General features: G+C 62.0%; 20 protein-coding genes and 1 pseudogene. 8 read left to right on the plus strand and 13 right to left on the minus strand.

Going from position 1 to position 25,135, the window contains the following annotated elements:
* Nucleotides 1–7: 7 nt before the first annotated feature.
* Nucleotides 8–622, plus strand: coding sequence for an ABC-type transport auxiliary lipoprotein family protein (locus FHX06_RS08335; protein ID WP_112547312.1), 615 nt, complete (start codon nt 8–10; stop codon nt 620–622).
* Between the two features lie 18 nt (nt 623–640).
* Here the strand turns inward: FHX06_RS08335 and FHX06_RS08340 are convergent, their stop codons facing one another.
* The 3 genes from FHX06_RS08340 to FHX06_RS08350 form a co-directional block, all read right to left on the minus strand.
* Nucleotides 641–1,060 carry a hypothetical protein gene (locus FHX06_RS08340; RefSeq protein WP_183878905.1) on the minus strand — a complete coding sequence of 140 codons (420 nt, stop codon included), beginning with the start codon at nt 1,058–1,060 and terminating at the stop codon, nt 641–643.
* Nucleotides 1,061–1,086: 26 nt separating this feature from the next.
* Nucleotides 1,087–1,953: a D-alanyl-D-alanine carboxypeptidase family protein gene (locus FHX06_RS08345; RefSeq protein WP_113116816.1), complete on the minus strand. Its 867-nt coding sequence runs from the start codon at nt 1,951–1,953 to the stop codon at nt 1,087–1,089.
* A gap of 182 nt (nt 1,954–2,135) precedes the next feature.
* Nucleotides 2,136–9,116 (minus strand): hypothetical protein, encoded by a 6,981-nt coding sequence (locus FHX06_RS08350; protein WP_183878907.1) that lies wholly within the window; start codon nt 9,114–9,116, stop codon nt 2,136–2,138.
* Between the two features lie 464 nt (nt 9,117–9,580).
* Here FHX06_RS08350 and FHX06_RS08355 point away from each other — a divergent pair, with 464 nt between their 5' ends.
* Nucleotides 9,581–9,952 carry an Hpt domain-containing protein gene (locus FHX06_RS08355; protein WP_183878909.1) on the plus strand — a complete coding sequence of 124 codons (372 nt, stop codon included), beginning with the start codon at nt 9,581–9,583 and terminating at the stop codon, nt 9,950–9,952.
* A 204-nt stretch (nt 9,953–10,156) separates the two neighbouring features.
* Complete coding sequence (locus tag FHX06_RS08360; protein ID WP_112547779.1) at nt 10,157–10,477, plus strand: 2Fe-2S iron-sulfur cluster-binding protein; 321 nt, start codon at nt 10,157–10,159, stop codon at nt 10,475–10,477.
* A gap of 299 nt (nt 10,478–10,776) precedes the next feature.
* Here FHX06_RS08360 and FHX06_RS08365 read toward each other — a convergent pair whose 3' ends face one another.
* On the minus strand, nt 10,777–11,406 hold the full coding sequence (locus FHX06_RS08365; protein ID WP_183879237.1) for a DUF922 domain-containing Zn-dependent protease: 630 nt from the start codon (nt 11,404–11,406) through the stop codon (nt 10,777–10,779).
* Between the two features lie 207 nt (nt 11,407–11,613).
* On the opposite strand from FHX06_RS08365, the gene folP reads away from it, so the two are divergent.
* The 3 genes from folP (at nt 11,614) to folK (ending at nt 13,460) form a co-directional block, all read left to right on the plus strand.
* Nucleotides 11,614–12,507 carry a dihydropteroate synthase gene (gene folP, locus FHX06_RS08370; RefSeq protein ID WP_183878911.1) on the plus strand — a complete coding sequence of 298 codons (894 nt, stop codon included), beginning with the start codon at nt 11,614–11,616 and terminating at the stop codon, nt 12,505–12,507.
* Nucleotides 12,508–12,583: 76 nt separating this feature from the next.
* On the plus strand, nt 12,584–12,952 hold the full coding sequence (gene folB, locus FHX06_RS08375) for a dihydroneopterin aldolase (RefSeq protein WP_112547776.1): 369 nt from the start codon (nt 12,584–12,586) through the stop codon (nt 12,950–12,952).
* Complete coding sequence (gene folK, locus FHX06_RS08380) at nt 12,933–13,460, plus strand: 2-amino-4-hydroxy-6-hydroxymethyldihydropteridine diphosphokinase (RefSeq protein WP_210300485.1); 528 nt, start codon at nt 12,933–12,935, stop codon at nt 13,458–13,460. Before folB ends, folK begins: the two co-directional genes overlap by 20 nt.
* Nucleotides 13,461–13,536: 76 nt before the next feature.
* On the opposite strand, the gene FHX06_RS08385 is transcribed toward folK, so the two are convergent.
* From FHX06_RS08385 to FHX06_RS08415, 7 genes and pseudogenes are all read right to left on the minus strand, one after another.
* Nucleotides 13,537–14,112, minus strand: a complete 576-nt coding sequence (locus tag FHX06_RS08385) for a cysteine hydrolase family protein (protein WP_183878913.1) — start codon at nt 14,110–14,112, stop codon at nt 13,537–13,539.
* Between the two features lie 21 nt (nt 14,113–14,133).
* Nucleotides 14,134–14,346 (minus strand): annotated as a pseudogene (locus FHX06_RS08390) (hypothetical protein); the annotation flags it as partial.
* Between the two features lie 366 nt (nt 14,347–14,712).
* A complete protein-coding gene (locus FHX06_RS08395; RefSeq protein WP_112547774.1) occupies nt 14,713–15,327 on the minus strand; it encodes a flavodoxin family protein in 615 nt (204 codons plus the stop codon).
* A 121-nt stretch (nt 15,328–15,448) separates the two neighbouring features.
* The gene (locus FHX06_RS08400; protein ID WP_112547773.1) at nt 15,449–16,000 is read right to left on the minus strand and encodes a hypothetical protein; all 552 of its coding nucleotides are present in this window, start codon (nt 15,998–16,000) and stop codon (nt 15,449–15,451) included.
* 210 nt (nt 16,001–16,210) lie between these two features.
* The gene (locus FHX06_RS08405) at nt 16,211–17,290 is read right to left on the minus strand and encodes a YcjF family protein (protein ID WP_112547772.1); all 1,080 of its coding nucleotides are present in this window, start codon (nt 17,288–17,290) and stop codon (nt 16,211–16,213) included.
* On the minus strand, nt 17,287–18,762 hold the full coding sequence (locus FHX06_RS08410; protein WP_112547771.1) for a YcjX family protein: 1,476 nt from the start codon (nt 18,760–18,762) through the stop codon (nt 17,287–17,289). The genes FHX06_RS08405 and FHX06_RS08410 overlap by 4 nt, the downstream gene beginning before the upstream one ends.
* A gap of 72 nt (nt 18,763–18,834) precedes the next feature.
* Nucleotides 18,835–19,329 (minus strand): SixA phosphatase family protein, encoded by a 495-nt coding sequence (locus FHX06_RS08415; RefSeq protein ID WP_183878915.1) that lies wholly within the window; start codon nt 19,327–19,329, stop codon nt 18,835–18,837.
* 277 nt (nt 19,330–19,606) lie between these two features.
* Between FHX06_RS08415 and dksA the strand changes: the two genes are divergently transcribed.
* Nucleotides 19,607–20,026, plus strand: a complete 420-nt coding sequence (gene dksA / locus FHX06_RS08420; RefSeq protein ID WP_007826301.1) for an RNA polymerase-binding protein DksA — start codon at nt 19,607–19,609, stop codon at nt 20,024–20,026.
* 91 nt (nt 20,027–20,117) lie between these two features.
* Here the strand turns inward: dksA and FHX06_RS08425 are convergent, their stop codons facing one another.
* Nucleotides 20,118–21,215, minus strand: a complete 1,098-nt coding sequence (locus tag FHX06_RS08425; RefSeq protein WP_183878917.1) for a flagellar biosynthetic protein FliO — start codon at nt 21,213–21,215, stop codon at nt 20,118–20,120.
* Nucleotides 21,216–21,522: 307 nt separating this feature from the next.
* On the opposite strand from FHX06_RS08425, the gene cckA reads away from it, so the two are divergent.
* The gene (gene cckA, locus FHX06_RS08430; RefSeq protein ID WP_112968216.1) at nt 21,523–24,126 is read left to right on the plus strand and encodes a cell cycle histidine kinase CckA; all 2,604 of its coding nucleotides are present in this window, start codon (nt 21,523–21,525) and stop codon (nt 24,124–24,126) included.
* Nucleotides 24,127–24,202: 76 nt separating this feature from the next.
* Here the strand turns inward: cckA and FHX06_RS08435 are convergent, their stop codons facing one another.
* Nucleotides 24,203–25,129 (minus strand): pseudouridine-5'-phosphate glycosidase, encoded by a 927-nt coding sequence (locus FHX06_RS08435; RefSeq protein ID WP_113213179.1) that lies wholly within the window; start codon nt 25,127–25,129, stop codon nt 24,203–24,205.
* Between the last annotated feature and the right edge of the window lie 6 nt (nt 25,130–25,135).

The raw sequence follows: 25,135 nt of genomic DNA on the forward strand, positions 1-25,135 counted from the left end.
GCGTAATATGGGTCTATCGCATGTGATGTCGCGCCGTTCCTGGATCCGCGGAACGGCGATTATTTTGCCGCTGACGGCAGCCCTTCTCGCAGGCTGCGGAACGACGGCAAAGAACGACACCTATGATCTCTCGGCAGCCTCAGTCGATGGCAGCGGTCCGTCGGCCAAAAACAAGCAGATCCTGATTGCCGACCCGACTGCGCTCAAGGCGCTGAACAGCGACCAGATCGTCATCCGCGTTTCGCCCTCGGAAATCCAGTATCTGTCACGCTCGCAGTGGAGCGATACGCTGCCGCGCATGGTGCAGGCAAAGCTCGTCGAAGCCTTCGAGAATTCCGGCAAGCTCGGTGGCGTCGGCAAGCCGGGGCAGGGACTGGCGATCGACTATCAGGTCGTGAGCGACATCAGATCTTTCGAAATAGATGCTTCCTCCGGCAACAAGGCCGTCGTGGAGATCTCCGTGAAGATCCTCAACGACCGCAACGGTACAGTGCGCGCCCAGCAGGTCTTCCGCGCAACGGCGGCTGCCGGCGGCGACAATGCGGGCTTCGTGAAGGGGCTCGATCGAGCGTTTACGGCAGTGACCGACCAGATCGTCGGCTGGACGCTGAAGTCGATCTAATTCCTGAACACGGAAAGCTCAGTTCGATCTCAGCACCTTCGCCAGAGGGCCATCCTTGATCGCAAGGCGTGACCATCCCGGCTTCTTGCCTTTTTGCATTATGGCATGAAGCCGACCGCGGATAAAAATATACGCCTTGTCCGAATGCCAGCGGGACTGTTCCCATTTGACCGATACTTCCGATCGATCCTGTATCGGTAAGAATTGCTCCGTGCTGGCGAAATTTGCCGGGTTCTGAAACGGCAATTTCGAACGGTCACCCCAGTCAATCGTCTCAGGCGCCGGACCGCAATTGTAAAGCCATACGTCGGCCGTGATGTTGCGCGCCGCATCCAGCAAATAGGCATAGGCCTTCTCGCCGTCATCCTCGATGATAACAGAGTTTCCCGTATTCGGGTCGATCAGTTGTTCAAAGAAACCGTCCTCGATTTCTTGCACCAGGCGGATCCTCTGAATGAAATGCGTTATTTCGTCGGCTGGGCATCCGTCATCGTCGGCGTGCCACCCGTTGCCGAGGCTGTCGCGGTGGTCGCCGAGGGCAGGTAGCTGTCGAGCAGGCCGGCCATCTTGTCGTCGCGCAGGCTGGCGGTCTTTTCGCCCATGACGACGCCGACGACGCGGCGGCCGTCCTTGGCGGCCGAGGTCACAACATTGTAGCCGGACGCATCGGTGAAGCCGGTCTTGATGCCGTCGACGCCGTTGTAGCGGTACATGAGGTTGTTGTGGCCGCGCAGCTTCATGCCGCGGAACTGGAAGCCGCGCATGGAGAAGAGCTTGAACTCGTCGGGGAAGTCGCGCATCAGCGAAACGCCAAGTGTGGCCATATCGCGCGCGGTGGTCACCTGTTCCGGGTCCGGCAGGCCCGACGGGTTCTTGAAGACAGTGTCCTTCATGCCGAGCTGACGGGCCTTTTCCGTCATCAGTGTGCCGAAGGCCTGTTCGGAGCCGCCCAGCTGTTCGGCGAGCGCCACAGCGGAATCATTGGCCGAGAGAACGACGATGCTTTCGACAGCCTCCTTGACCGTGACCTTGCGGCCGGCGCCGACGGCAAGCTTGAACGGCTCCTTGCTCTCGGCATTTTCCGACATGGTGATCTTCTGGTCCCAGGTCAGGCGTTTGTCATGCAGCGCCTGGAAGGTGAGATAGAGCGTCATCATCTTCGTCAGCGATGCCGGATAATTCAGATCGTCCTGATTGGACGCTTCGAGAACCTGGCCGGTCTGCACATCCACCAGAAAACTTGCCTGGCCGGCTTCGGCCTGAATGAACGCGCCCAGAAGAAATGCTGAGGATAAGGCGGCGGCTACCAGCCGGGAGGTCGTCTTGGTCATCAATGTCTACGGTCTCTGTCGTGGCAAGCAAATGGCTTGGCTATGGTCTGGCTGGGCCTTATGCCCCGTTGGTGCATGCGGATCAGGGATGTTTGTGACGGAATGAAGGAGCCGGGGCAATAAAAAAGGGTCATCCACAGATGACCCTTTTTGTCTCACCATGTCAGGTTTTGCCCGGCAACTCAGCTCAACCGGCCTGCAGCGTGGGCAAGCATCGTATAGACCTTGCCGGTATCCGAAGTCAGGTAGGACTGCGTGACCGTACGGTTCGGATCGGTGCGGGCGACGTCGGCGAGCAGCTTTTCAAAGTCACCGATGTAGCGATCGACGGCGGTGCGGAATTCCGGCTCGCGGTCGTACTTGCGCTTGATCTCGTCGAAGGTCTGCTGGCCCTTCAGCGTGTAGAGACGACGGGTGAAGACGTCGCGCTCGCCGCGCTGGTAACGGCGCCACAGATCGACCGAGGCATCGTGATCAATGGCGCGGGCGATATCGACCGAAAGCGAGTTCAGCGATTCAACGACATGGCGCGGGTTGCGCGCATCATTGGCACGCTGAGCGGGAGCAGGGGCCGGAGCAGCAGCTTCCGCTGCCGGACGGGCAGGCGCACGCGGCGCTTCTTCGGCCTCGTCACGCGAGGCTCCACGCAGGAGATCGCTGATCCAGCCACCACTGGTGGCTTCCGTCCGCGGCGCTTCCTGGCGAACCTGCGGAGCAGGTGCCGGCTGGGGAGCCTGGGCAACCGGGCGCTGCGGGGCGGGTGCAGAAGCCGGGGTGGGAGCAATGGCGCCGCGCAGGCCCATGGATTCGATCGACTGACGAGCTGTCGGTGCCGGCTGCGGGGCCGGAGCCGTTGGGATCACCGGCTGGGTGACGCGAGGCGCAGGTTCTGCCTGGGCAAGCGTGCGGGCGACCGGCTCGGAGATTTCCAGACGCTGGCTGGAGCGGCCAACGATCTGCGAAATATCCTGCAGGGCCTTGATCTGCTCGGCAACGGCGCGGCGCATGGCGGACGCACTTTCCTTGGCTTCTTCCGGCAGGTCGAACGCGCCGCGCTTCAGTTCAGCGCGGGTCGTGTCGAGTTCGTTGCGGATATCGGCTGCGGAGCGGCGGATCTCTTCCGTTGCACCCGAGAAGCGGCCGACCGCTTCATCGATCGCATCGCGAAGCGATTCACGCAGGTTCTGCGCCGCATGATCGGAGGCGCGCCCGGCTTCGCCGAGCATGCGCTCGACTTCCGACAGCGAAGCCGTCAGCCCGCCACGCAGGCGGTTGGTGAGGTCGCCCGAACGGCGCTCGACATTGGCAAAGCTGGTGTCGATCGTGGCATTGGCTTCCTCGCCGGCGCGATTGATGGCTTCGCGCATGTTGGACGCTGCCTCTTCGGCGCGCTTCTCGGTGTCCGAAAGCACGCGGCCGATATCGGCAAACGAGGCCTGCACGCTCTGACGCAGCGTACCGGTAACCTGATTGGAACGCTGCTCGGCGCGCTCGAATACCGTTTCGATCATGCCGCCGAGGCCGCGCATGGTCTTTTCGATCTCGCCAGAACGCTGCACGAGGCCAGCGGCCAGCGTCTGCAGGGCGGTCTCGCGTTCTTCGAGCGTCGAGACGAGACCGGACTGGGCGGCAGCAAGAAGATGCGAGGCCTGTCCCAGAACCTTCGAATGGTCGTCGAAGCGGCCGATGATGCTGCCCACCTGGGCGAGAGTCTGGCCCGAAATATCCGACAGGCGGTCGACCTTGCCTTCGAGAAGGCGGGTCGAAGCGGAGACCATTTCGGCAGCCTTGGCGGCAGAGTCCGTGAAGCGCGTGGTCGTATCGCCGAGGCGGCTGTCGACGCCGCTCAGCTGATCGGCGGCGCGCGTCATCATGACAGACATGGCGGCGCTGCTTTCCGACAGGCGCTGAACGAGACCGTTGACGTTGTTCGTCAGGCTGTTCTCGATGGCGGCGACGGCATTGGCGACATTTTCCGCGCGGGTGGCAACGGCCTCGGTGAGTGCTTCATTTTCCGCACGCAGGCGCTCGGCGCTCAGGCTTGCGGCCGCAGTGATGCGGGCTGCAGCTTCCTGACCGGCGTCGGTATAGCGGTCGATGATCGGACGCGCCGTCTCATCCAGGATACGCGACAGCTCGGTGGAGCGGCCGGCAAGCATGGAGTTCAGGTCGCGGCTGCGCTCGTCGAGCGTTGAGCGGATCGAGTTGCCGCGTGCTTCCAGCGCCTTGTCGATATCGGTGAGCGTGGTGTCGATTTCGCGGGCACGCTGCTCCAGGCTGGAACGAATGATGCTGCTGCGGGCCTCCAGCGCACGGTCGACCTCGGCCATGCTGGATGTGATCTGGCTGCCGGCATCCGTGAGCGTCGAGCGGATCGAGTTGCCGTGCGCGGCCAGCGTCTGGCCGGCATCGGCCAGCGCGTGGTTGATGGCGCTGACCTGGCTGCTGACGATATTCTCGGCCTCCGCCACCTTGCTGACGATGACGTTGCCGGCCTCGGAGAAGGTCTGGGCAACGGCGGCAGCCTGGCCGGCGAGGCGGCTCTGTGCCTCGGCAACGCGGTTGACGATCTGCGAGGAACGCTCGTCCATGGCTTCGGCGAACTGCTGGCCGGTGCGGTTGAGCAGCTCGGAGGACTTGGTGGCTTCGCCATCCATGCCTTCGGCAGCTTCGGCGACAGCGTTGCGCAGGCTTGCGGCAAGACCGGCTGCCTTGCCTTCGATCGTGCGGTTGACGGCATCGAGACCGACGGTCAGAGCGCGGTCCATGGTGGAGAGACGCTCTTCGATGCGCGCAGTGCCGCGATCCATCATGTCGCCCAAAGCCGAGGTCCGGCCGTCGATCGACTGGGCCATGTTTGCACTGCTGCTGTCGAGCGTTTCGGCAAGATGTGCCCGGCGGCTGTCCAGAGCCTGGGTGAGGTTGGCGCTGTGGCTGTCGAGAGCATGCGTAAGGTTGGCGCTGCTGTTGTCGAGGGCCTGGGTGAGGTTGGCGCTGCCGGCTTGCAGTGCATCCGTCAGGCTGGCGGCGCGGCCGTCGAAAGCATCCTTCAGGCTGGCGCCGCGGCTGTCGAGCGCCTGGGTCAGGTTTGCGGCGCTGGTGCCGAGCGTTGCGGCGATGCGCTGGGCTGCGTCGTCGCCGATCGAGCCCAGACGGGAGACGCCATCATCCAGGAGGCCGGAGATCTGGTTGCCCGCAGCATCGACCTTGTCGGCGAGCCCGCCGACGCCATCGGCAATGCGGGTCTCGATGGCAGCAAGGCTGGCCTCGACACGGGCGCCGGTTTCCGTGAAGCGGCCCGTCAGGTTGTCGACGGAATGGTCGAGATGGCCGGAGAAATCAGCGGCCGAACGCGAGATCGTGTTGGCAGCTTCCTGGAAGCGGCCGGCGATCTGGCCGGCGCCTTCGCGCATGCGATCCTCGAGCGCCTGAGCGCTGCCGTCGATGGCCTGGCGGATAGCGGCTTCGCGATCCTCAAGCGACATTTCGAGCATGCTGATGCTCGTCGCAACCGAGGTACCGATCGAGGTCGCCTGTTCGGAGAGCGTGTCGTTGATGAGGTTATGGGCCTCGCTCAGCGTCAGCGTGATGGCATTCGTGCGGTCGTCGAGCGTGGCGCGGATACGATCATGCGCGGCGGCAAGACCGCCTTCGACATTGCTTGCGGCATCGTTGGCAAGGGCGGCCATACGCTGCTGGGCGTCGGTCAGGCCATCCTCGATGCGGCCCGTCATGCTGCCGATAATGCCTTCCATTCGGACGCTGCCGGCATCGAGGGCTTCGGACAGGGTCGACGTATGCTCGGCGAGCGCCGTTTCCAGGCGTGCCTGGTTATCCGTATAGGCGGCGCGGATCGCTTCCGTGCGGTCGGCAAAGGCGCCGGCAACACGCTCTTCGGCATTGGCAACGGTATCCATGATGGAGTTGCTGCGGTTTTCGAGCGCAGACTCGAAGCGGCTCTGGCCGTCGTCGAGCGAAATGGCGAGCGCCATGGTCTTCTCGTCGAGCGTATCGGACAAGCGGTCGGCGCTGTTCGTGACGGCATTGACGATGGATTCGGCGCGATTGGCGAGCGCCTCCTCGATGCGGAGCTGGCTTTCGCCGAGCGTTGCGGCGATCCGTTCATGCGTGCCGGCGGCTGCATTGGCGAAAGCGTCGGCGCCCGTCGTCAGCGTATCTTCCAGGCGGCTGTGGCTTTCGTTCAGCGAGATTGCAAGCGCCATCGCCTTTTCGTCGAGCGTTTCGGCGAGGCGGTCATGGGTGCCAGAGACGGCATTGATCAGCGCTTCCGAACGCGTCGACAGCGTATCCTCGATGCGCGACTGCGTTTCGTTCAGCGCAATGCCGAGCGCCATGGCTCGCTCGTCGAGGGTCTCGGCGAGGCGGTCATGCGTGCCGGAGACAGCATTGATCAGCGCCTCCGAACGCGTCGAGAGCGTGTCTTCGATGCGCGACTGCGTTTCGTTCAGCGCAATGCCGAGCGCCATGGCCCGCTCGTCGAGGGTCTCGGCGAGGCGGTCATGTGTGCCGGAGACGGCATTGATCAGCGCTTCCGAACGCGTCGAGAGCGTATCCTCGATGCGCGACTGCGTTTCGTTCAGCGAGATGCCGAGCGCCATGGCCCGCTCGTCGAGGGTTTCGGCGAGGCGGTCATGCGTGCTGGAAACGGAGCTGAGCAATGCCTCCGAACGGGTCGCCAGCGTATCATCGATGCGGGCCTGACCTTCGTTCAGCGAGATGGCAAGCGCCATCGCCTTTTCGTCGAGCGTTTCGGAAAGGCGCTCATGGGTGCCGGAGACAGCCTCGATAATGGCTTCCGAGCGGGTCGCCAGCGTATCCTCGATACGGGCCTGGCCTTCGTTCAGCGAAATGGCAAGCGCCATCGCCTTTTCATCGAGCGTTTCGGAAAGGCGCTCATGGGTGCCGGAAACGGCGTTGATGAGCGATTCAGAATGGGTCGAGAGCGTGTCTTCGATGCGCGACTGCGTCTCGTTCAGCGAGATCGCCAGAGCCATCGCCTTCTCGTCAAGGGTTTCGGCAAGACGGTCATGGGTGCCCGAGACAGTATTTATAATGGCTTCGGAACGGCTCGAAAGCGCCTCGTCGAAGCGGCTGTGGTGGTCTGCAAGGGCGCCGATCAGCGCTCCGCCGCGTTCGGCCATCACACTGTCGAGGTTGGTATGCGCGGTCTTCAGCGCGCCGGTGATTTCGGCGGCGCGGGCGGCGAGAACGCCGCTCAGTTCTTCGGCGCGGCCGCTGAATGCGCCGGTCACCTTTTCGGTGCCGCTGTTGACGGCAGTGGTGATGTCTGTCGTGGTCGTCTGCAGCGTGTCGCGGAATTCGGCTGCGCGGGCGGCGAGATTGTTCTGCAAGTCGGACGTGCCGGCTGCCAGCGCCAGCGAAATCTCTGACGTGGCGTTGCTCAGCGCCGAGCCGAGTTCGCCGGTGCGGTTCGTCAGCGCCGAGGTGATCTCGTCTGCACGGCTGGAAAGGGTGCTGTCCAGCACTTCCTGACCGGTTGCCAAGGCCGTCGCCAGCGCCAGCGACTGTTCGGTCATGGACGTGCCAAGGCGCTCGATATTGCTATTGAGGATGCCTTCGATGGAATCGGCGTTGCCGGACAGCGTCTCGTTGATGCGGGTGAGGCTTTCGATGAGCTTGGTATCGAGCGAGCCGGAACGCTTGTCGAAGGCATCGGTGAATTCGGCGACGCGTTCATCGAAGGCTGTCGAAAGCTGGGCGACGGTCGTCTGCAGGCGCTCTTCGAAGAAGCCGGAGCGCACGTCGAGATCCATGACCGCATCGTCGGCGCTCGATTGCAGGCTTTGGCGGAAGCTCGCACCCTTTTCATCGAGCGCGGTGTTCAACCTGGAGAGCACGTCGTCGAGCGTGCCGGTGATCGTGCGTTCACCTGAGGTCAGGCTCTGATTGATCTCGCGGGTGCGGGACACCAGAATTTCGTTGAGCTGCTGGGTGCGCTCCTGTAGCGCGGCATTCAGGCGCTCGGTGCTTGCATCCATCGTCGAGGCGCGCGTCTCGAACTGGGTGAGCAGGCGCTCGCCATGTTCGTTGATCGTGCTGGTCAGCGCGTCCAGGCGATTGTCGAATTCATTGCCGATCGCAAGACCGGAGGCTGTCAATGTATGGAGCAGCGTATCGGTCTTGGCGGCAAGCAGAGTGCCAAGCGACTGGATGGCGCTGTCCGACTTCTCCATGATCGCAGCAGCGCGCGTATCGATCAGCGAGGCGAAAGCTTCGCCCGAGGTGGCAAGACGGATGGCAATCTCTTCCGTCGCCAGCGACAGTTCTTCCTTCAGCTGGTCGTGGACGCCGGCGATGGAAGAGCGGATGCGGTCGGCGTGATTGACGATCGCCTCACGCTCGGAGCCAAGTTCGTGGACGAGGCCGCGCACGCGCAGTTCGTTATCCGCATAGGAGCGCTCCAGCGCATTCACTTCGGAATGCACGAGCGTTTCAAGTTCGGAGGCGCGCGCGATGGTGCGCTCGATGCCTTCGTTCATGGCGGAGACTTCACGGCGCACGGCCTGGCCGACCGTCATGATGCGTTCGGAAGCAATGGTTTCCGGCTCGGAGAGGCGCAGCGCCACTTCCGCCATCGAGCGGGCGGCGTTACGCATGTCCTGGGCGCGCGATATCATGATGGCAAAGGCATAGAACATCATGACCGGCACGATGATGCCGACAAGGCCGGCAATCACGCCCGGCAGGGCGGCAAGATCGGTCAGCGAGCGGATCTGCGAGATCTGCGGCGCATAGAGCATGAACATCAGCCCGAGGCCGATGACGACCCACAGGATGGAGACGAGAGCGGCCGTGCGCAGGGCAGAGCGGCTGGAGCCGTTTTCCAGCGACTTCAGAAGCGAGGCGGGTGAATTGCGGCTGGCATCGTTGGCCGGAGAGAAGGCGGGTGCCCGCGGAGCCTGCTGGTCGCCGGTTCGGGCGGCGCGGCCGCGGCGGCGCTGTGCTTCTTCCTGGGCCTGATTGCGGGCATTGGATGGGTCAGTCACATTAGCCTCCGGGGCGTGGGGCGCGTTACCGCGGCGAGACGGCACGTTTTCCTGGCCGAAATCAATCTGAAGCGCCTCGTCCAATGCCTTGAACGCTTTGTCCTCGATCGATTCATTGTATTTGTTATTCGCCATTCCGATACGCCTCACAATTCCCGGCAAGTCCGGCAGCGCATCCGGGCCATCGCCTTCGCCCGGAAAGAACCTTCGCCGTTCCAGCCTTCCATCCCAAGACGGACGGATAAGCATGTCATTTCAGAGTAGATAGCCGATTTTGCAAACGAAAGGTATCAAAACACTACCATTATCCACTCTGACGGCAAAGGCGCGCGGCAGGAGCCCGCCTCAACAGTATCGTAGTGACACATCTGGGTGCCTTACACAATTAATGAACCCTTGCGTTTCCATCGCTCTTAACCTGTTGTTAACACCTTTAAAATTTCGAAGCGGGCCAAAAGCCGATATTTTAGCGATATTTAAGGGACATTAACCATATGGTTAGATTTCCACGCCGAATGTGCCGGAATTTAACGGGATCGCCATTCTCCGACCGCACAACAGTAGCAAGCGCGGGCAATACAAGACGGGAGAATTGGCAAATGGCAGCAGTGAGCATCGCTTTCGAAGCACCCGACAATTCCGCGGGGCCTTCGCCTTCCAAGATCCGGCCGATCGACCTTGTCCATCTCGCGCGCCAGACGATGGGCGACAAGACGGTGGAAATCGAAGTTCTCCAGATGTTTGCGCGCCAAGCGCGCGCCTGCCTGCAGGACATTGCCAGCGGCGAGTCCGCCAAGGTGGGTGCTGCAGCGCACCGCCTGAAGGGAGCGGCAAGTTCAGTCGGCGCCTTCCGGGTTTCGCAGTCAGCGGAAGCGGTGGAAGAGAACAATGGCGATGTCGCCGCGATGGCAGCACTCGGTGCGGCCGTTGTCGATGCCGAGAATTTCATTCTGAAACTCTGCCGCGGATAAGGCAGGACAGGTCAGCAAGAAGCTAGGCCCGCTGTTTCATTTGGGAACGGCGGGTCTTTTTGCGACTTCGTCGATGACGCTTTGAGAATGGCGGAGCCTTGCCTGATCTGCGAGGTTTGCAGGCGAAACCGGCATGTTGACTGACGCGCCGAATTATCGGAAGAAAATCCGCCCATCTCCTATGAAAGACCGGAAATCATCCTGATGCCTAAACTTACCATCGTCGCCTTTGACGGAACGCGCTTCGACCTCGATGTCGATCAAGGCTCCACCGTGATGGAGAATGCGGTCCGCAATTCCGTGCCCGGCATCGAAGCCGAATGCGGCGGCGCCTGCGCCTGTGCGACCTGCCACGTCTATGTCGACGAGCAGTGGACCGAGGTCGTCGGCCCGCCGGAAGCGATGGAAGAGGATATGCTGGACTTCGCCTTTGACGTGCGTCCGACCTCGCGCCTTTCCTGTCAGATCAGGATGAAGGCCGCCTATGACGGGCTCACCGTGCACGTGCCGGAACGGCAGGCATAATTCCCCAAAATAGCGGCCTTTTCCAAAAAGAGAGCCTCGCACGCCGGAGGCGAGCGAGGCGAGGCGGGCGCATTACCTACGGATGAGGGAGGAACACCCGCGGCTTCGGAACGCGCCAGGAGAACACCGTCACGAAAGCCAGCTGCCTTACTGCACTTTCGAATATAGTCATATTACCGCGTTCCGGTTGAGTCCACCAGAATGAAAAATGATTGGTAAAAGCCTGGGAGTTCCACAAGCTTCGCACAAGTTTCATTGCGCAGCTAATGATCTGTGCTCGCCTTGAAGGCAAAAAGGGCTTATCTTTCGCCGCCCTTGCCCTTGAGTCGGTTGTTAAGCAGTCTCAGCATCCGATTCTGAAAATTGACCGCCTCGACGCGATCGAATCGGGCTTGCAACTTATCGTGCTCCTCTATCCCGCGAGCCGAAGCATCCGAGACGAGTTCCTGCATGGCTTCGCAGTTGCGCTGCGAAGGAAGCGCCTTGAGTTCGCGTTCCATGACGCGCGCCTGGGTGCGGGCTATCTCGGCATGGCGTTCCTCGTGGCGCCGGATATCGCTCGACAGGGCATCCCAGATCATCGACAGCTCGCGGCTGGCACCCTTGCGGTTGTTCCAGCGCGGCATGATGATCTGTGTATGGACGGTGACCTTGACGTTGCCGACGCGGCAACGGCCACTTTCCTGAATATAGGTCGCCTCGCCACCGAAACGGATCTTGGTGGCGCCGGGGTGGCGGGCGGAGGAGCCGTTCGCCGTCGGGCCGCGACGACTCAGCTCATCGTCCAGCTGGTCTGCCGTCTTCCCCTTGATATTGAAATAGGAATAGCTTTTCGTCGCAACGACTTCGGCTGCCGCGGGGCCGCAGAGGAAAAGGGCAATCACTGCAAAGGCGATGGGAAGGCGTATATAACGCAACGCAAGCGGCATTCTGAACTGAACCTGTGTTGAAGTTTGGCGGAGCTTGGGGCATAGCCACCACAAGCGCAATATCGGATAGCGGCCTTTTTTCGATAAAGCATGTCGCGCAAAACTGCGCGGCAGTCTTGCGATAACGACATACGTAAAACAAAGGCTTAAAGTGTGGCAAGCGGATCTGGATGATCGCAGACACGCTTTAGCGACGGGATTAGGCTTGTGAAGCAGCTCGACAGCAGATTCTGGCGTGTGGCCCATGGCCGCGAGATCGAGCTCGGCAAGCGCTCGGTGATCATGGCGATCATCAACGTGACTCCGGATTCCTTCTCCGACGGCGGGCGCTACGACACGGTCGACAGGGCTGTCGCGTATGCGCTTCAGGCAGTTGCAGACGGCGCTGACATTCTCGATATCGGTGGTGAGTCGACGCGGCCGGACGCGGCCTCCGTCAGCCCGGCGGAGGAACAGGCGCGGGTACTGCCCGTTATCGAAGCGCTCAAAGGACGCACGCAAGCCCTGATTTCCATCGATACCTATCGCGCGGAGACGGCGCGGCGAGCCATCAGTGCCGGCGCCCATATCGTCAACGATGTCTTCGGCCTGCAGAGGGAGCCCGAAATCGCCGCGCTGTCGGCTGAAACCGGGGCAGGGCTCTGCATCATGCATACCGGTCGCGACCGGCAGAAGCTTGCCGATATCATCGAAGACCAGGTCTTCTTTCTCGAGCGCTCGCTCGAGATCGCTTCTGCCGCCGGCGTCCTGCGCGACCGGATCGTGCTCGATCCAGGCTTTGGGTTTGCCAAGGAGACGCCGGGCGAGAACCTGGAGCTGATGGCGCGTTTCGAAGAGCTGCACCGCTTCGGCCTGCCGCTTCTCGCCGGCACGTCGCGCAAACGGTTCCTCGGCGCCGTCACCGGCCGGGAGCCGGCGGAGCGCGATGCGGGAACGGCAGCGACGAGCGCGCTGTTGCGCATTCAAGGCGCGGCTGTTTTCCGCGTACACAATGTCGCAATCAACAGGGATGCGCTTGCCGTAGCCGATGCTATGCTGGCTGCCCGGAACGATATTTCCAAAGCGTGTCACGATCCATCAGATCCGCATGCCGCACTGTGAATATCTGTTTTTTCACATGTCGTTACCGCAAAATCGATAGAGAATTTTGCGCGACATGTCTTAGGGGGAGGCCGTCATGAGTACCTATACGATCCTGATGCAGAATTGCGCCTTCTTCGCCCGGCATGGCGTGCATGCCGAAGAGGAATTCCTCGGCCAGCGTTTCTTCGTGGATGCAGAACTGGAGGTGGAAGCGGGCAGCGCGCTGGAAAACGATTCCATCGACGAGACGGTGCATTACGGCACCGCCTTCACCATCATCGAGGAGATCGTCGTTGGCCAGCGGCGCTACCTGATCGAAGCGCTGGCGTTCGATATCGCCAAGGGCCTCTGCAAGAAATTCCCGCAGATCATCAGGGCCAAGATCACGGTGCGCAAGCCGAATGCGCCGATCCCCGGCGTGCTCGATTTCGTGCAGGTGACTGTTGAGCACCGTGCCCGATAATCCATTCCGCCTCGCAACGCTCGGTCTCGGCGGCAATATCGGCGACCCGGTCAAGTCGATGGCGTCGGCGCTTGCTGTGCTGGACGCCCATCCAGACTGCCGCGTGGCCGCCGTCTCGCGGCTTTATCGCACACCCCCCTGGGGCAAGACCGATCAATCCTATTTCTTCAATTCCTGCGCGGCGGTGGAAACGCGGCTTGCACCGGAAGCGCTGCTCGATCTCTGCCTGTCGATCGAACGGGAGATGAAGCGCGAGCGCATCGAGCGCTGGGGGCCGCGCACGCTCGATATCGACGTGTTGACTTATGAAGGTATCGAGCAGGATGCGCCGCGGCTGGAACTGCCGCACCCGCGCATGACGGAGAGGGGCTTCGTGCTGATGCCGCTTGCGGATATCGCGCCCGAACTCGTGGTCAGGGGCAGGGCGGTTTCCGACTGGTTGGCCGGCGCCGACATCGCGGGTATCGAGATCGCAGACGAGAGCCGCGAGTGGTGGCACAAGACTTAATACCAGCGACAGGCGAGAGCCGAACACTCACAGACCCCTGTCATGCATTCCGAAGCAGTGAACGGCAAACGGCGGCTTAGAGACTGGTGAGGAATGCGTCCGTTTCGGTGATCTCCACCTGCACCGAGAAGCGGCCGCCCAGCAATTCCAGCGTGGCGTCATGCGTCTCGTCGGCGCTGCTGCAGACGGCATCCTTCAACAGGACGACGCGGTACCCGAGATCGATTGCGCCAAGTGCAGCAGCAAGCACACAGATATCCGTTTCGCCGCCGGTGATGACGATGGCCCGGACCTTTTCCTGCGCAAGCGTTTCGTGGAGCCGGCCGTCGACCCAGGGAGAGTAGGTTCGCTTGTTGAAGAAGCGGGCAGGCGGCGAGAAAGACTTCAGTTCCTCAACGATGTCCACGAGCGCCGGCAGCAGGTGCTCGCCCGTCATCATTGGCCATTTTTCGTAGTAAGTCCTCCACATGCCGGGCATGGCATCGGCACTCGGCGGAGGAACGAAGCGCGTGAAAATCGTTCGCTCCGCATACCGTGCGGAGAGTTCAACAATCTGCGGCGACACCGTCACCATCCATGGCACATGCCAAGCTGTCTGTTCCGCGAACATCCTCTGCATGTCGATGCAGAGATGGATCCAGTTTTCGCGCATCGAACCTGCAGCTTCGAGCATTCAAGGCGAATTGATGCTCGGCAGGAAATCCTCGACCTGCTTGCGGTCGGCTGCTGAAAGCGGCTGCACCTGCTCCTGCCAGAAGCGTTCAGCCTCCGGGGGATCCTTCTCCCACTGGCGCACAGTGGTGATGTTGTCGTCGATCTTGGAGCGGCGGTGCCCGCCAAGGCGCAGATATTCCTTGGCGAGCTTCAGGCTCCTTGTTTCCGTATCCGTGTGGGTTGCGTTCATGGCCTTCGTCTCCATAGCTGGGCAGGAGCAAGCCTGCCGTTTACGAAGAACGGCGCGTGGCGGGAAATGATCCGGTACCATCACGAAATATTAAAATGGGGAACGTGGCGGCGCCCGAGCGGTTGACCTAACGAGACGGCAGTCAAGCCGCTCTCGCAGACAATTACCGAAAGGAGAATTGATCATGGCAAACCAAGGCGGTTCACACGAACAGCACGTCAAGGCAGGTCAGCAGAGCCACAAAAACACAAACTAAAACCTGACCGATACAGAAAGGAGCCCGCAGAGGCGGGCTTTTTTCATGTCTACTTTTGAGCGGAGCTCAGTGTCCGCCCACTGGAGTATCACTCATTCGGCTTTGCCCGGATAGTGGTTCTGCTTGAGCAGTTTCGCCAGATGAACCGTATTGCGCGCCAGCATGTCAACTGCCGTCGTGACCGTTTCAGGTACCTGCTTGAGATCGACGAAATTGGTGCTGCCCATGGCTTCGCCCACCCAGTAGGCCACAGCATTGGCCGATATGGTGAAGCCGACATCGTTCAATGCCTGATAGAGTTCGGCCGAGACGTGATGGGCGCCATCCTCATTGCCGACAACGGCCACTGCCGCTACGCGGCCATAGGAGACCATACGGCCCTGATCGTCCGTCTCTTCAAGGAAGGCATCCATACGCTCCAAAGCGCGCTTGGCAACGCTGGAGGGTTGTCCCAGCCAGATCGGCGTGCCGAAAACGAGGATGTCGGCATCGAGAATCATCTTTCGGATATCGGGCCAGGCATCGCCAGGTCCCTCGTCGGACGTCACACCAGGAAGGATATTGTGGTCAGCAAGGCGGATCGTTTCCGTCTCCACATCCTGTTTGCGCATTGCTTCGCCGATGAGGGCGAGCATGCGGTCGGTGGAGGAGGGCTCACCGCTGCTGGATTTCAGCGTGGCATTCAGGGCGAGAGCTTTCAGGGGCACGATCGATCTCCGGATTGTTCGTCCGCACACAACCCGACCAAATGCTCATGGTTCCCCACGCCCAAAAAGCAAAAGCGGCGGATACCCGCCGCTTCAGGAAAATCCGATCCGACTGAATTGCTTACTGGATCGAGCCGACAGCCATTTCATCCACCTGGCGGGTCAGTGTCAGACCGATGACCGGGATCATCTGGCTTTCGACCTTGACCGAAACGGTGACATTCATGGTCTTGTCGTCCCGCACACGGGCAATCATCGCACCGTTCAGCTTGGAACGATTGATGCCGACGACGACGGTATCTGCGGTAACGGCGCCGGAAACGACGTCGAGGCCCTTGCCCTCGGCGCCATCCAGGAACTTGCCCTTGTAAGTGGAACCGGACTGGGAGATGACGGCCGTCATCGGCTGCTTGAAGACACCGACGCGGCAGGTGCCGTCGAGCTTGATGCCGGCAGCGGAATCATCGGCCGGCGAGCCGACGAGATTGCAGGTGAATTTCGTGCCCTTGTACTTGCCGGCAACGATTTCGCCCGGTCCCTTCCAGGTGCCGGCGATAGATTCGAAGAAGGCTTTGTCGCGGGTTGCGGCAGTGGCGTTGGAAGCGACGTCTGCCACCGGAGACAATGCCGCGGCGGCCAGGCCGCATACAAAAAGAAACTTGCGCGAGTACATGGATTTTCCTTGGCAAACACCACTCGGGAACTGGTCCGAAGTTTTGCCGAAAAATGGTTAATCCTTTCTTTCCGAGGCGCCAAAATGCGTGGAAATACAGGGCTTTCGCTAGGCAAGGTTTCTGAGGCGGCGCGTGTAGCGCATTGAATCCGCTGGAATTTTCTGCAGGTTTGATAAGAAGGCCGGAATGTGTCGCAATCCAGCTTTTTCTTAAGGATTGCCGTTTCGCGTCGTCATCGACGGTGTCAAATCACCGATAAAGTCACCGATTCCCGGCCGCTTCAGCGCCCTGAAAGTCAGCGGGCGGCAGAGATCCATGGCGGCAATGCCGATGCGCGCCGTCATCAACCCGTTGATCACGCCTTCGCCGAGTCGCGCCGAGAGCTTCGAGGCAAGCCCATGGCCCAGCACTTGCTGCACGAGGCTGTCGCCGACGGCAATCGAACCGGTTACGGCAAGATGGGCAAGCACGTCGCGCATCAATCTCAGCATGCCGAGCGTGCCGGGGCGACCACCGTACAGTTCGGCCATGGCGCGGATCAGGCGGGCGGCCTCATAGAGCACGTAGAGCAGATCGACGATGGCGCGCGGGCTGACGGCCGTGACGACAGAGACACGCTTGGAGGAATTGACGATCAGAGCGCGCGCCCGGCGGTCAAGGGGGCCAAGGAGTTCGCGCTCGGCAAGCGCAATCAGATGCGGAGCATCGATGACGTCGCCTTCGGTTTCCTTCAGCGTGGCGCGGCCCTTGGCAGTTTCCGGCTTGTTATCGAGCAGGCCCGTCAGGCGGGCAACGACGGCACGAGCCTTGGCAGGACGGGTTTCGAGGATCGCGGCGTCTGCCTCGGCCTTGATGGTTTGCACCGCGGCAAGCCGCATCATGCCCGCCGTCTCCCTGACGACGACGGCGATAACGGCGAGGATGCCGATCGCGAGGACGGCAAGGGCCGTGTAACCCAGCCAGTCGGCACGGCTGAACAGGTCGCGGATCAGCTGGTCGGTCCAGAGGCCGAAGGCAAGCGACAGGAGGATGCCGAAGGCGCCTGCGGCGATGCCGGCAAAGGAGGTGCGGCGCTTGCGCGGGGTCGCGACCGGCAGCGGGCTCAGATCCTGTTCCGGGTTGAGGAAGGGATCTTCCTCATCCGGCGTCAGCACCACCTCGCCGGAAAAGCTTGCCGGCTTGCGGCGTTCCGCGCGGGGGGATTCGGGTGCTGCGTTTTCCTCCTCATAGGTGAAGGCGGCAGGGGCGCGACGCGGCGGATTGGGCTGGTCGATCGGCGGCTTGCTCATGCGAGGCGGTCTCCGAACAGGAACTGCATGGCGCGGTCAAGACGGATATGCGGCACGGAAAGCTTGATGCCGCCGCCGGTTTCCTCAAGCTGCGGGGGACGGAAGCGCACCACATTGACATCGGGCAGCTCGACCGTGCTATCGCCGGCTTCGATGCGTTCGAACAGCGATTGCGGATCTTCCGGCAAGTCGCCTGGGAAGATCGCCGTCTTGCGCTCACCGTCAAAGATCTCGCCGGCGATCTTTTCACCAGTCATAGGCGTGCCGACAATGACGGGCAGGTCGTGGCCGTCGCGCCGCACCGTGGCTTCCCGCGTGGCGCGCACGGAGGCGAGCGCCATGACATCGATGCCGGCGCCGGCCATGCCGATGCGGTCGATGGCGCGATCGACGAGACGGCGCGTGAGGCGGTCCAGCCGGTCGTGGCTCTCGTGGTGCAGGTGGTCGGCCTTGGTGGCGGCCACCAGAACGCGGTCGATGCGGCGGCCGAGCAGCGATGACAGGATGGAATTGGTGCCGGGGCGGAAACAGGCCAGCACATCGGTCAGGGCGCGTTCAAGATCCTGCACGGCTTCCGGACCGCGGTTCATCGCCTGGAGAGCGTCGACCAAAACGATCTGCCGGTCGAGCCTGGCGAAATGCTCACGGAAGAAGGGTTTGACGACCACGGACTTGTAGGCCTCGTATCGGCGCTCCATCATCGCCCAGAGCGAGCCATGCTTCGGCCGGCCTTCGGGCGGCAGGGCAAGCGGGGCGAAGGTCAGGGCAGGCGAGCCGTCGAGATCGCCGGGCAGCAGGAAGCGGCCGGGAGGAAGGGTGGAGAGAGAACGCTCGTCCGCCTTGCAGGCCTTCAGATAGTCGGCAAAGCTCACTGCGAGGTCACGGGCGACCATTTCGTCAGCGGGAGCATTGATGTCCGTTGCCCTCGTCAGACCCAGCCAGGCGCTCGACAGCTCGGCGCGGATGCCGGTTGCGGCAAGGGCGATGGTTTCCTCGCTGAACGTTCGGAAATCCTTGCCGAGCAGCGGCAGGTCGAGCAGCCATTCACCGGGATAGTCGACGATATCGATGGAAAGCCGGCCGGGAGAAAACATGCGCGTCCAGGAACTGGCGCTCTGATAATCCAGCGTGATGCGCAGCTCCGAGATCGCGCGGGTGGAATCCGGCCAGATGCGCTCCTTTACCAGCGCGCGGATATGATCCTCATACTGGAAGCGCGGCACGGCATCATCCGGCTGAGGCTCCAGGCGCACCGCCGAGACGCGGCCGGACTGCACCGCTTCGAAGAGCGGCAGGCGGCCGCCATGCAGGAGATTATGGACCAGCGAGGAAATGAAGACGGTCTTGCCGGAGCGGGAAAGGCCGGTGACACCGAGCCGGATGGTCGGATTGACGAGACCGCTGGCGCGGTCCGCAAGATTATCCAACGCGATCAGCGCGTCGTCGGCAAAGGATGTCAGGCGTGGCGGCAAATCGGAATCCCTGGTGGCACTGCCTGCAATATAGGGAGGGGCCGCGGCCCGAAAAAGAAGCGGCGCGAAAGCTCAGTCGACGACGAAATCGACGAGACGCCATGCCGAAGTCGTAGCGACATAGTCGATGACAGCGAGACCGGCTGTCGGGAAACCTTTCGGCACAGAGGCTGCCATAGCATTTTGGCCGATCAGCGCCGATAAGGCTTGCTCCATGGTCGGGTTGTGACCGACGAGCATGACGCTTCCCACATCCTGCGCGTCGATTATTTCGAGATAGGTATCGACGGAGGCGTTATAGAGCGTGTCGACAAAGAGCATGTCGAGCGTTTCGCCCATGGCCCGATGCACGGCCTCGGCGGTGTCGCGGCAACGAAGCGCGGTCGAGCTGATCAGGACATCAGGACGGTAGCCCTTGTCGGCTGCGCGGTCGGCAACAATCTCGGCATCGCCGAAACCCTTCTCGTTCAGCGGGCGGTCGAAATCGCGCTGTCCGGGCTCGGCCCAGGCGGCTTCGGCGTGACGCAGGAGGTAGATCCGGTGGGGTGGAGGCAGGAGGGCGGCCATGGGCAAATCCAGCTTCGAACGGAGCCTTTTCAGTAGCGGTTGCACTCCCGCAACGTCAACTGCCAGCCGGCCTTCAATAGCGCGAAACGCCATGCTCAACACGGCATGTTGAAGGCGAAGCAAAAATCGCGGTTCGGAATAATGGTGAGAAAATAGACTGTTAGCTCAAATTTATGACAGATTTAAAAATCTGTTTACGTGTCTTATTTGGCTTGAATCGCGGATAGCCCTTGGGATATACACCCGGCCAGATGAGATGTTCTTCAGGAGAATCGCGTTGAGTGAGAAGATCGATCTTAGCAATTATGTTCCCTCGGAAGACGAGGAGTTCATGAATACGAACCAGCGCGCTTATTTCAGAGCCAAGCTGGTTGCCTGGAAAAACGATATCCTTAGAGAAGCGCGTGAAACGCTCGACCATCTGGCCGAGGAGAGCGCAAACCACCCCGATCTTGCAGACCGTGCATCCTCGGAAACCGACCGGGCGATCGAACTTCGCGCCCGCGATCGTCAGAGAAAGCTGATCTCCAAGATCGACGCAGCCCTGCAGCGCATCGAAGACGGTACTTACGGTTACTGCGAGGAAACCGGCGAGCCGATCGGTCTCAAGCGTCTAGACGCCCGCCCGATCGCCACGTTGTCGATCGAAGCCCAGGAACGCCACGAGCGTCGCGAAAAGGTTTACCGGGACGAATAATCGCTCCCGACCGGAATTGGAAAAAGGCACCGCGGGACGATCGCGGTGCCTTTTTGTTTTGCCGGTTTGCTCCGGGCGATCCGACCCCGGACTACTTGTCGCGATTGACGCTCATTTCGCCGAAGATGCGGGCAACTTCCTTCTGAAGGGCAGCATCCGCACCTGTCATTGGCGCCATTTCAGGATCGCGGCGCGGCATCGAGCCGGGCTGAGGGGATGGCTGTGGGGCAGGGCGCGCCTGCTGCGCATTGGGTACGGGAACCACGCGCTCGGCGGCCGGATTGGCCGAGATTTCCTCATCAAGGATGCGCTGGAAATCCCGGCGGATGGCGGCCGATTGCAGACCGCCATCTTCCGTGGCGACCGGGGCACCGCGCGAGACGGCGGGAATGCTCTGGGCCGGCGGGGTGGATACTTCCGGTTCGATACGCTGCTGCGGCAGCACGCGCTGACGGGCCGCATCGAGGATATCGGCAGCGTTGGCGGTATCGGGCACCGGTTGCGGAGCTGGGCGTTCGGGCTGGCGCAACTGAGGCTGCGACATGCGCTGCGGGCTATCGCGATCAGCAGTCAGCGGCGGAGCAGAAACCTGTGGCGCGGAAGCCTGCTGCCCGGACATCGGCGGAGCCACGGCTGGAGCAACCGGGGGCTCGGAACGCTGGCGGATAGGCTCGGCCGGCGGTGCGATGACCGGGACGATGACCGCAGCCGGTGCGGGGCTATAGGGTTCGAGATCGGGTTCGGCGCTTGCAGCCACAGGCGGTGCGACGGGAGCGGCGACCGGCCTCGGCTGCGGCGCTGGTTGCGGCTCGCGGCGCGGCTGGACGACTTCACGCTCCGGAGCGGGTGAACGCTCCTCGACCGGCTGCGGGCGGAAATCACTTCCGGTTTCGGCTTCGGTTTCCGGCAGGATGCGGCTTTCGATGACGATATCGGTCGGACCGCCGATCATGACGAGATGTTCGACATTGTCGCGACGCACGAGCACCAGGCGACGGCGGGCATCGACGGCGGCGGCATCGAGCACCTGCAAACGCGGCTGGCGGTTGCGCCCGCCACGAACGAAGGGCGAGGGCGCGCGGTTGCGCAGGAACCACAGAACCAGGATGAGCAGGATGAGGGCAATACCGACGCCGCCAGCGGCAAGCAGGAAGCGGCTACCGTAAGCTCCTACAACATCATCGAACATAGGCACTCACTCCATTTCGCATTATGGCACAACAGACGACTTTTCCGCTCCTTAGGCAAGAGCCGCCGGGTCTGTCCAGTCACCGGCGAAGGCGATTTCGTGTTGTGCAGTTATTTGGCCGGCGAGCTCTCGCCGTTACACCAGCGGGCTTGCAAGAAAACTGGCGCGTTTGCCTGTGAATTCAAGCAGTCTGACGAAACCTGCTGTTTTTGCGGGCGCAGCAAGTTGATAAGAAGGAAAGAGTGCCTGATTCCTGTTTCGCAGCGATGTTAGCGAGCGCGGCAGGAGGGGCTTATGCGAGGAATAGATGACGAAATCGCGTCAGGTCGACGACTATAACGCGCCGCTTGTGGATCGTGGGGGGCGTTCTGGCACGGCGATACGCATCATTCTGCTGGCGATCGTGCTGATTGCGGCGGCGGCAGCCTTCGTCTTCTTCAAAGATTCGCTCGGCAACGAGCTGGTACTCGGCTGTCTCGGCGTTCTCGCCATGGTCGGCATCTTCTTCCTCGTTTCCTCCGTTATCGGCTTCATCGAGGTCATGCCGCAGCGCCAGTCCGACAGCCTGGCGCGCGCCTTCCTGAACAGCCATCCGGACGGTTCGCTGATCACAGACGAGAAGGGCCGCATCGTCTATGCCAACGCCGCCTACGGGGCGCTGACGGGCGCGCGCAAGGCAACAGAGGTGCAGACGCTGGAAACGCTGCTGTCGCGCCACCGCGAATCGAATGAGGCGCTCTACCGCCTCGTGAACGGCTTGCGCGAAGGCCGGGAGGGGCGCGAGGAATTCCGCCTGCTGCGCGCAGTCGGACCAGGAAGCAGCGCCGGCGCACATTGGTATCGTCTCAAGGCCCGTCTGCTGCAGCCTGACGATGGCGACGGCAAGCCGCTGCAGATCTGGCAGATCACCGATATCACCGCCGAGCGCGAGGACCAGGAGCGCTTCTTCAAGGAGCTGCAGAACGCGATCGACTATCTCGACCACGCTCCGTCAGGCTTCTTTTCCGCCGGGCGTAAGGGCGAAATCTTCTATCTCAATGCGACGCTTGCCGAATGGCTGGGGCTCGACCTCACCAAGTTCATGCCGGGCTCGATGAATATCGGCGATCTCGTCGCCGGCGAGGGGCTGGCGCTGATCCAGTCCGTGCAGGCCGAACCGGGTCTGAAGAAGACCGTCACGCTCGATCTCGACCTGCGCAAATCGAACGGCCAGAGCCTGCCGGTGCAGATCATCCACCGCGTCACTTCCATGCGCGACGGGGCGCCGGGCGAAAGCCGCACCATCGTGCTCACGCGCGACAAGGATGGCGAGAACGGGCAATCGGCCTCGGCAGCCGCCATGCGCTTCACCCGCTTCTTCAACAATACGCCGATGGCGATTGCCTCCGTCGACGGCAAGGGCAAGATCCTGCGCACCAATGCGCCTTTCCTGAAGCTGTTCTCCAATATCGTCTCGCGTGACGATCTGGAGCGCGGCGCGCTGATGGAAACGATCGTGCAGGAGAGCGACCGGCCGCAGCTTGCCGCAGCGCTTGCCGCCGCCAAGGACCGGCAGGGCGATATCGCCCCGATCGATTCCCGCACGCCGACCGATGATGCACGCTTCTTCCGCTTCTACGTGAATGCCGTGATCGACCAGAGCGACGAGGCGCCCGAGGAGGCGGCCATCGTCTATGCGGTGGAAGTGACCGAGCAGAAGGCGCTCGAAGCGCAGATGGCGCAGACGCAGAAGATGAATGCAGTCGGCACGCTCGCCGGCGGTATCGCGCATGACTTCAACAATGTGCTGACGGCGATCCTGCTATCCTCCGACCATCTGCTGCTGCAGGCGCGGCCGGCCGATGCAAGCTTTGCCGATCTCATGGAGATCAAGCGTAACGCCAACCGTGCGGCCGTTCTCGTGCGCCAGCTGCTCGCCTTCTCGCGCAAGCAGACGATGCGGCCGACGGTGCTCAACCTCACCGATGTCGTCGGCGATCTTCGCATGCTGGTCGACCGGCTGATTTCAGGCACGAACGTCAAGCTCGACGTCGAATATGGCCGCGATCTCTGGCCGGTCAAAACCGATCTTTCGCAGTTCGAGCAGGTGCTGATCAATCTCAGTGTCAATGCGCGCGATGCGATGCCGAAGGGCGGCACGCTGACGCTGCGCACGCGTAATCTGCCGGCCGCCGAAGTCGCCGCCTTCAACTACTCCTACATGCCGCATGAGGACATGGTGCTGGTGGAAGTGACCGATACCGGCACCGGTATTGCGCCCGAGATCATGGACAAGATCTTCGAGCCTTTCTTCACGACGAAAGAAGTGGGCAAGGGTACCGGTCTCGGCCTCGCCATGGTCTACGGTATCGTCAAGCAGTCCGGCGGCTATATCCAGCCGGAATCGGAAGTCGGCAAGGGCACCACCTTCCGTATCTTCCTGCCGCGCCATATCGTCGAGCCGGCTGTTGCCGCCGAGGCGGAGGCAGCCGATCAGGCAGTTGCGGCAGGTGGCGCGAACGTCGTGGAACTGGTGCAGCCGAAGCAGCCCGAAGACCTGACGGGCTCCGCCGTCATCCTGCTCGTCGAGGACGAGGAAGCGGTGCGGCGCGGCGGCAAGCGCATGCTGGAGACGCGTGGCTACACGGTCCACGAGGCCGGCTCCGGCGTCGAGGCCCTCGAGATCATGGAGGAGCTCGAAGGCAAGGTGGATATCGTCGTCTCCGACGTGGTGATGCCCGAGATGGACGGACCATCGCTGCTGCGCGAGCTGCGCAAGAACTATCCGGATCTGAAGTTCATTTTCGTCTCCGGTTACGCCGAGGATGCGTTCGCCCGCAACCTGCCGCCGGAAGCCAAGTTCGGTTTCCTGCCGAAGCCATTCTCGCTGAAGCAACTGGCTGTGGCGGTGAAAGAGACGCTGGATAGCTGATACGAAAAAAGGGGCGCTGGAGCGCCCCTTAAATTTCTGAGTGATATTGGCGGGGCGAACCCCGCGGGACGATCGGTTATTCGCCGAGTGCGACGGCAATCTCTGCCGCCAGACGCGCATTGTTCTCCACGAGCGCGATATTCGTCTTCAGGCTCTGGCCATCCGTCAGGTCGAAGATCGTGCTCAGCAGGTAAGGCGTTACCGCCTTGCCGGTGATTTCGTCACGCTCGGCGCTATCGAGGGCGCGCTCGATATAGATTTCCATTTCCTCGCGGGCAATTTCGTCTGCTTCCGGCACCGGGTTGGCAATCAGCATGCCGCCGTCGATACCAAGCTGTTCGCGCGTCGTCTGGAAATTGGCGATCGCTGCCGGGCTGTTCAGGGTCAGCGGGCTGCGGATGCCTGAGGCCCGCGACCAGAAGGCCGGGAATTCATCGCTTTCATAGGTGACGACGGGCACACCGCGGGTCTCCAGCACTTCCAGCGTCTTCGGAATATCGAGGATCGCCTTGGCGCCGGCACAGACGACGATGACGCCGGTGCGGGCCAGTTCTTCCAGGTCGGCGGAGATGTCAAAGGTTTCTTCGGCACCGCGATGCACGCCGCCGATGCCGCCGGTCGCGAAGACCTTGATGCCGGCGCGTGCCGCGGCAATCATCGTGGCAGCGACAGTCGTTGCACCCGTGCGGCGCTCGGCGATCGCGAAGGCGATATCGGCGCGCGATACTTTCATCACGTCCTTGGCCTTGGCGAGCTGTTCCAGTTCGGCGGCCTCCAGGCCGATATGCAGCGTGCCGTGGACCACGGCGATGGTGGCAGGCACGGCACCCTGGTCGCGGATGATCGCTTCGACGCTGCGCGCCATTTCGATATTGCCGGGGTAGGGCATGCCGTGCGTGATGATGGTCGATTCGAGCGCCACGATCGGTGCGCCGCGCTGCTTGGCGGTGGCGACTTCCTTGGAATAGGAGATCGGCAGGAGGGGCGAGATAGGTTTGGTCATGATCCG

Source organism: Rhizobium sp. BK512, assembly GCF_014194915.1.
Lineage (GTDB): Bacteria > Pseudomonadota > Alphaproteobacteria > Rhizobiales > Rhizobiaceae > Rhizobium.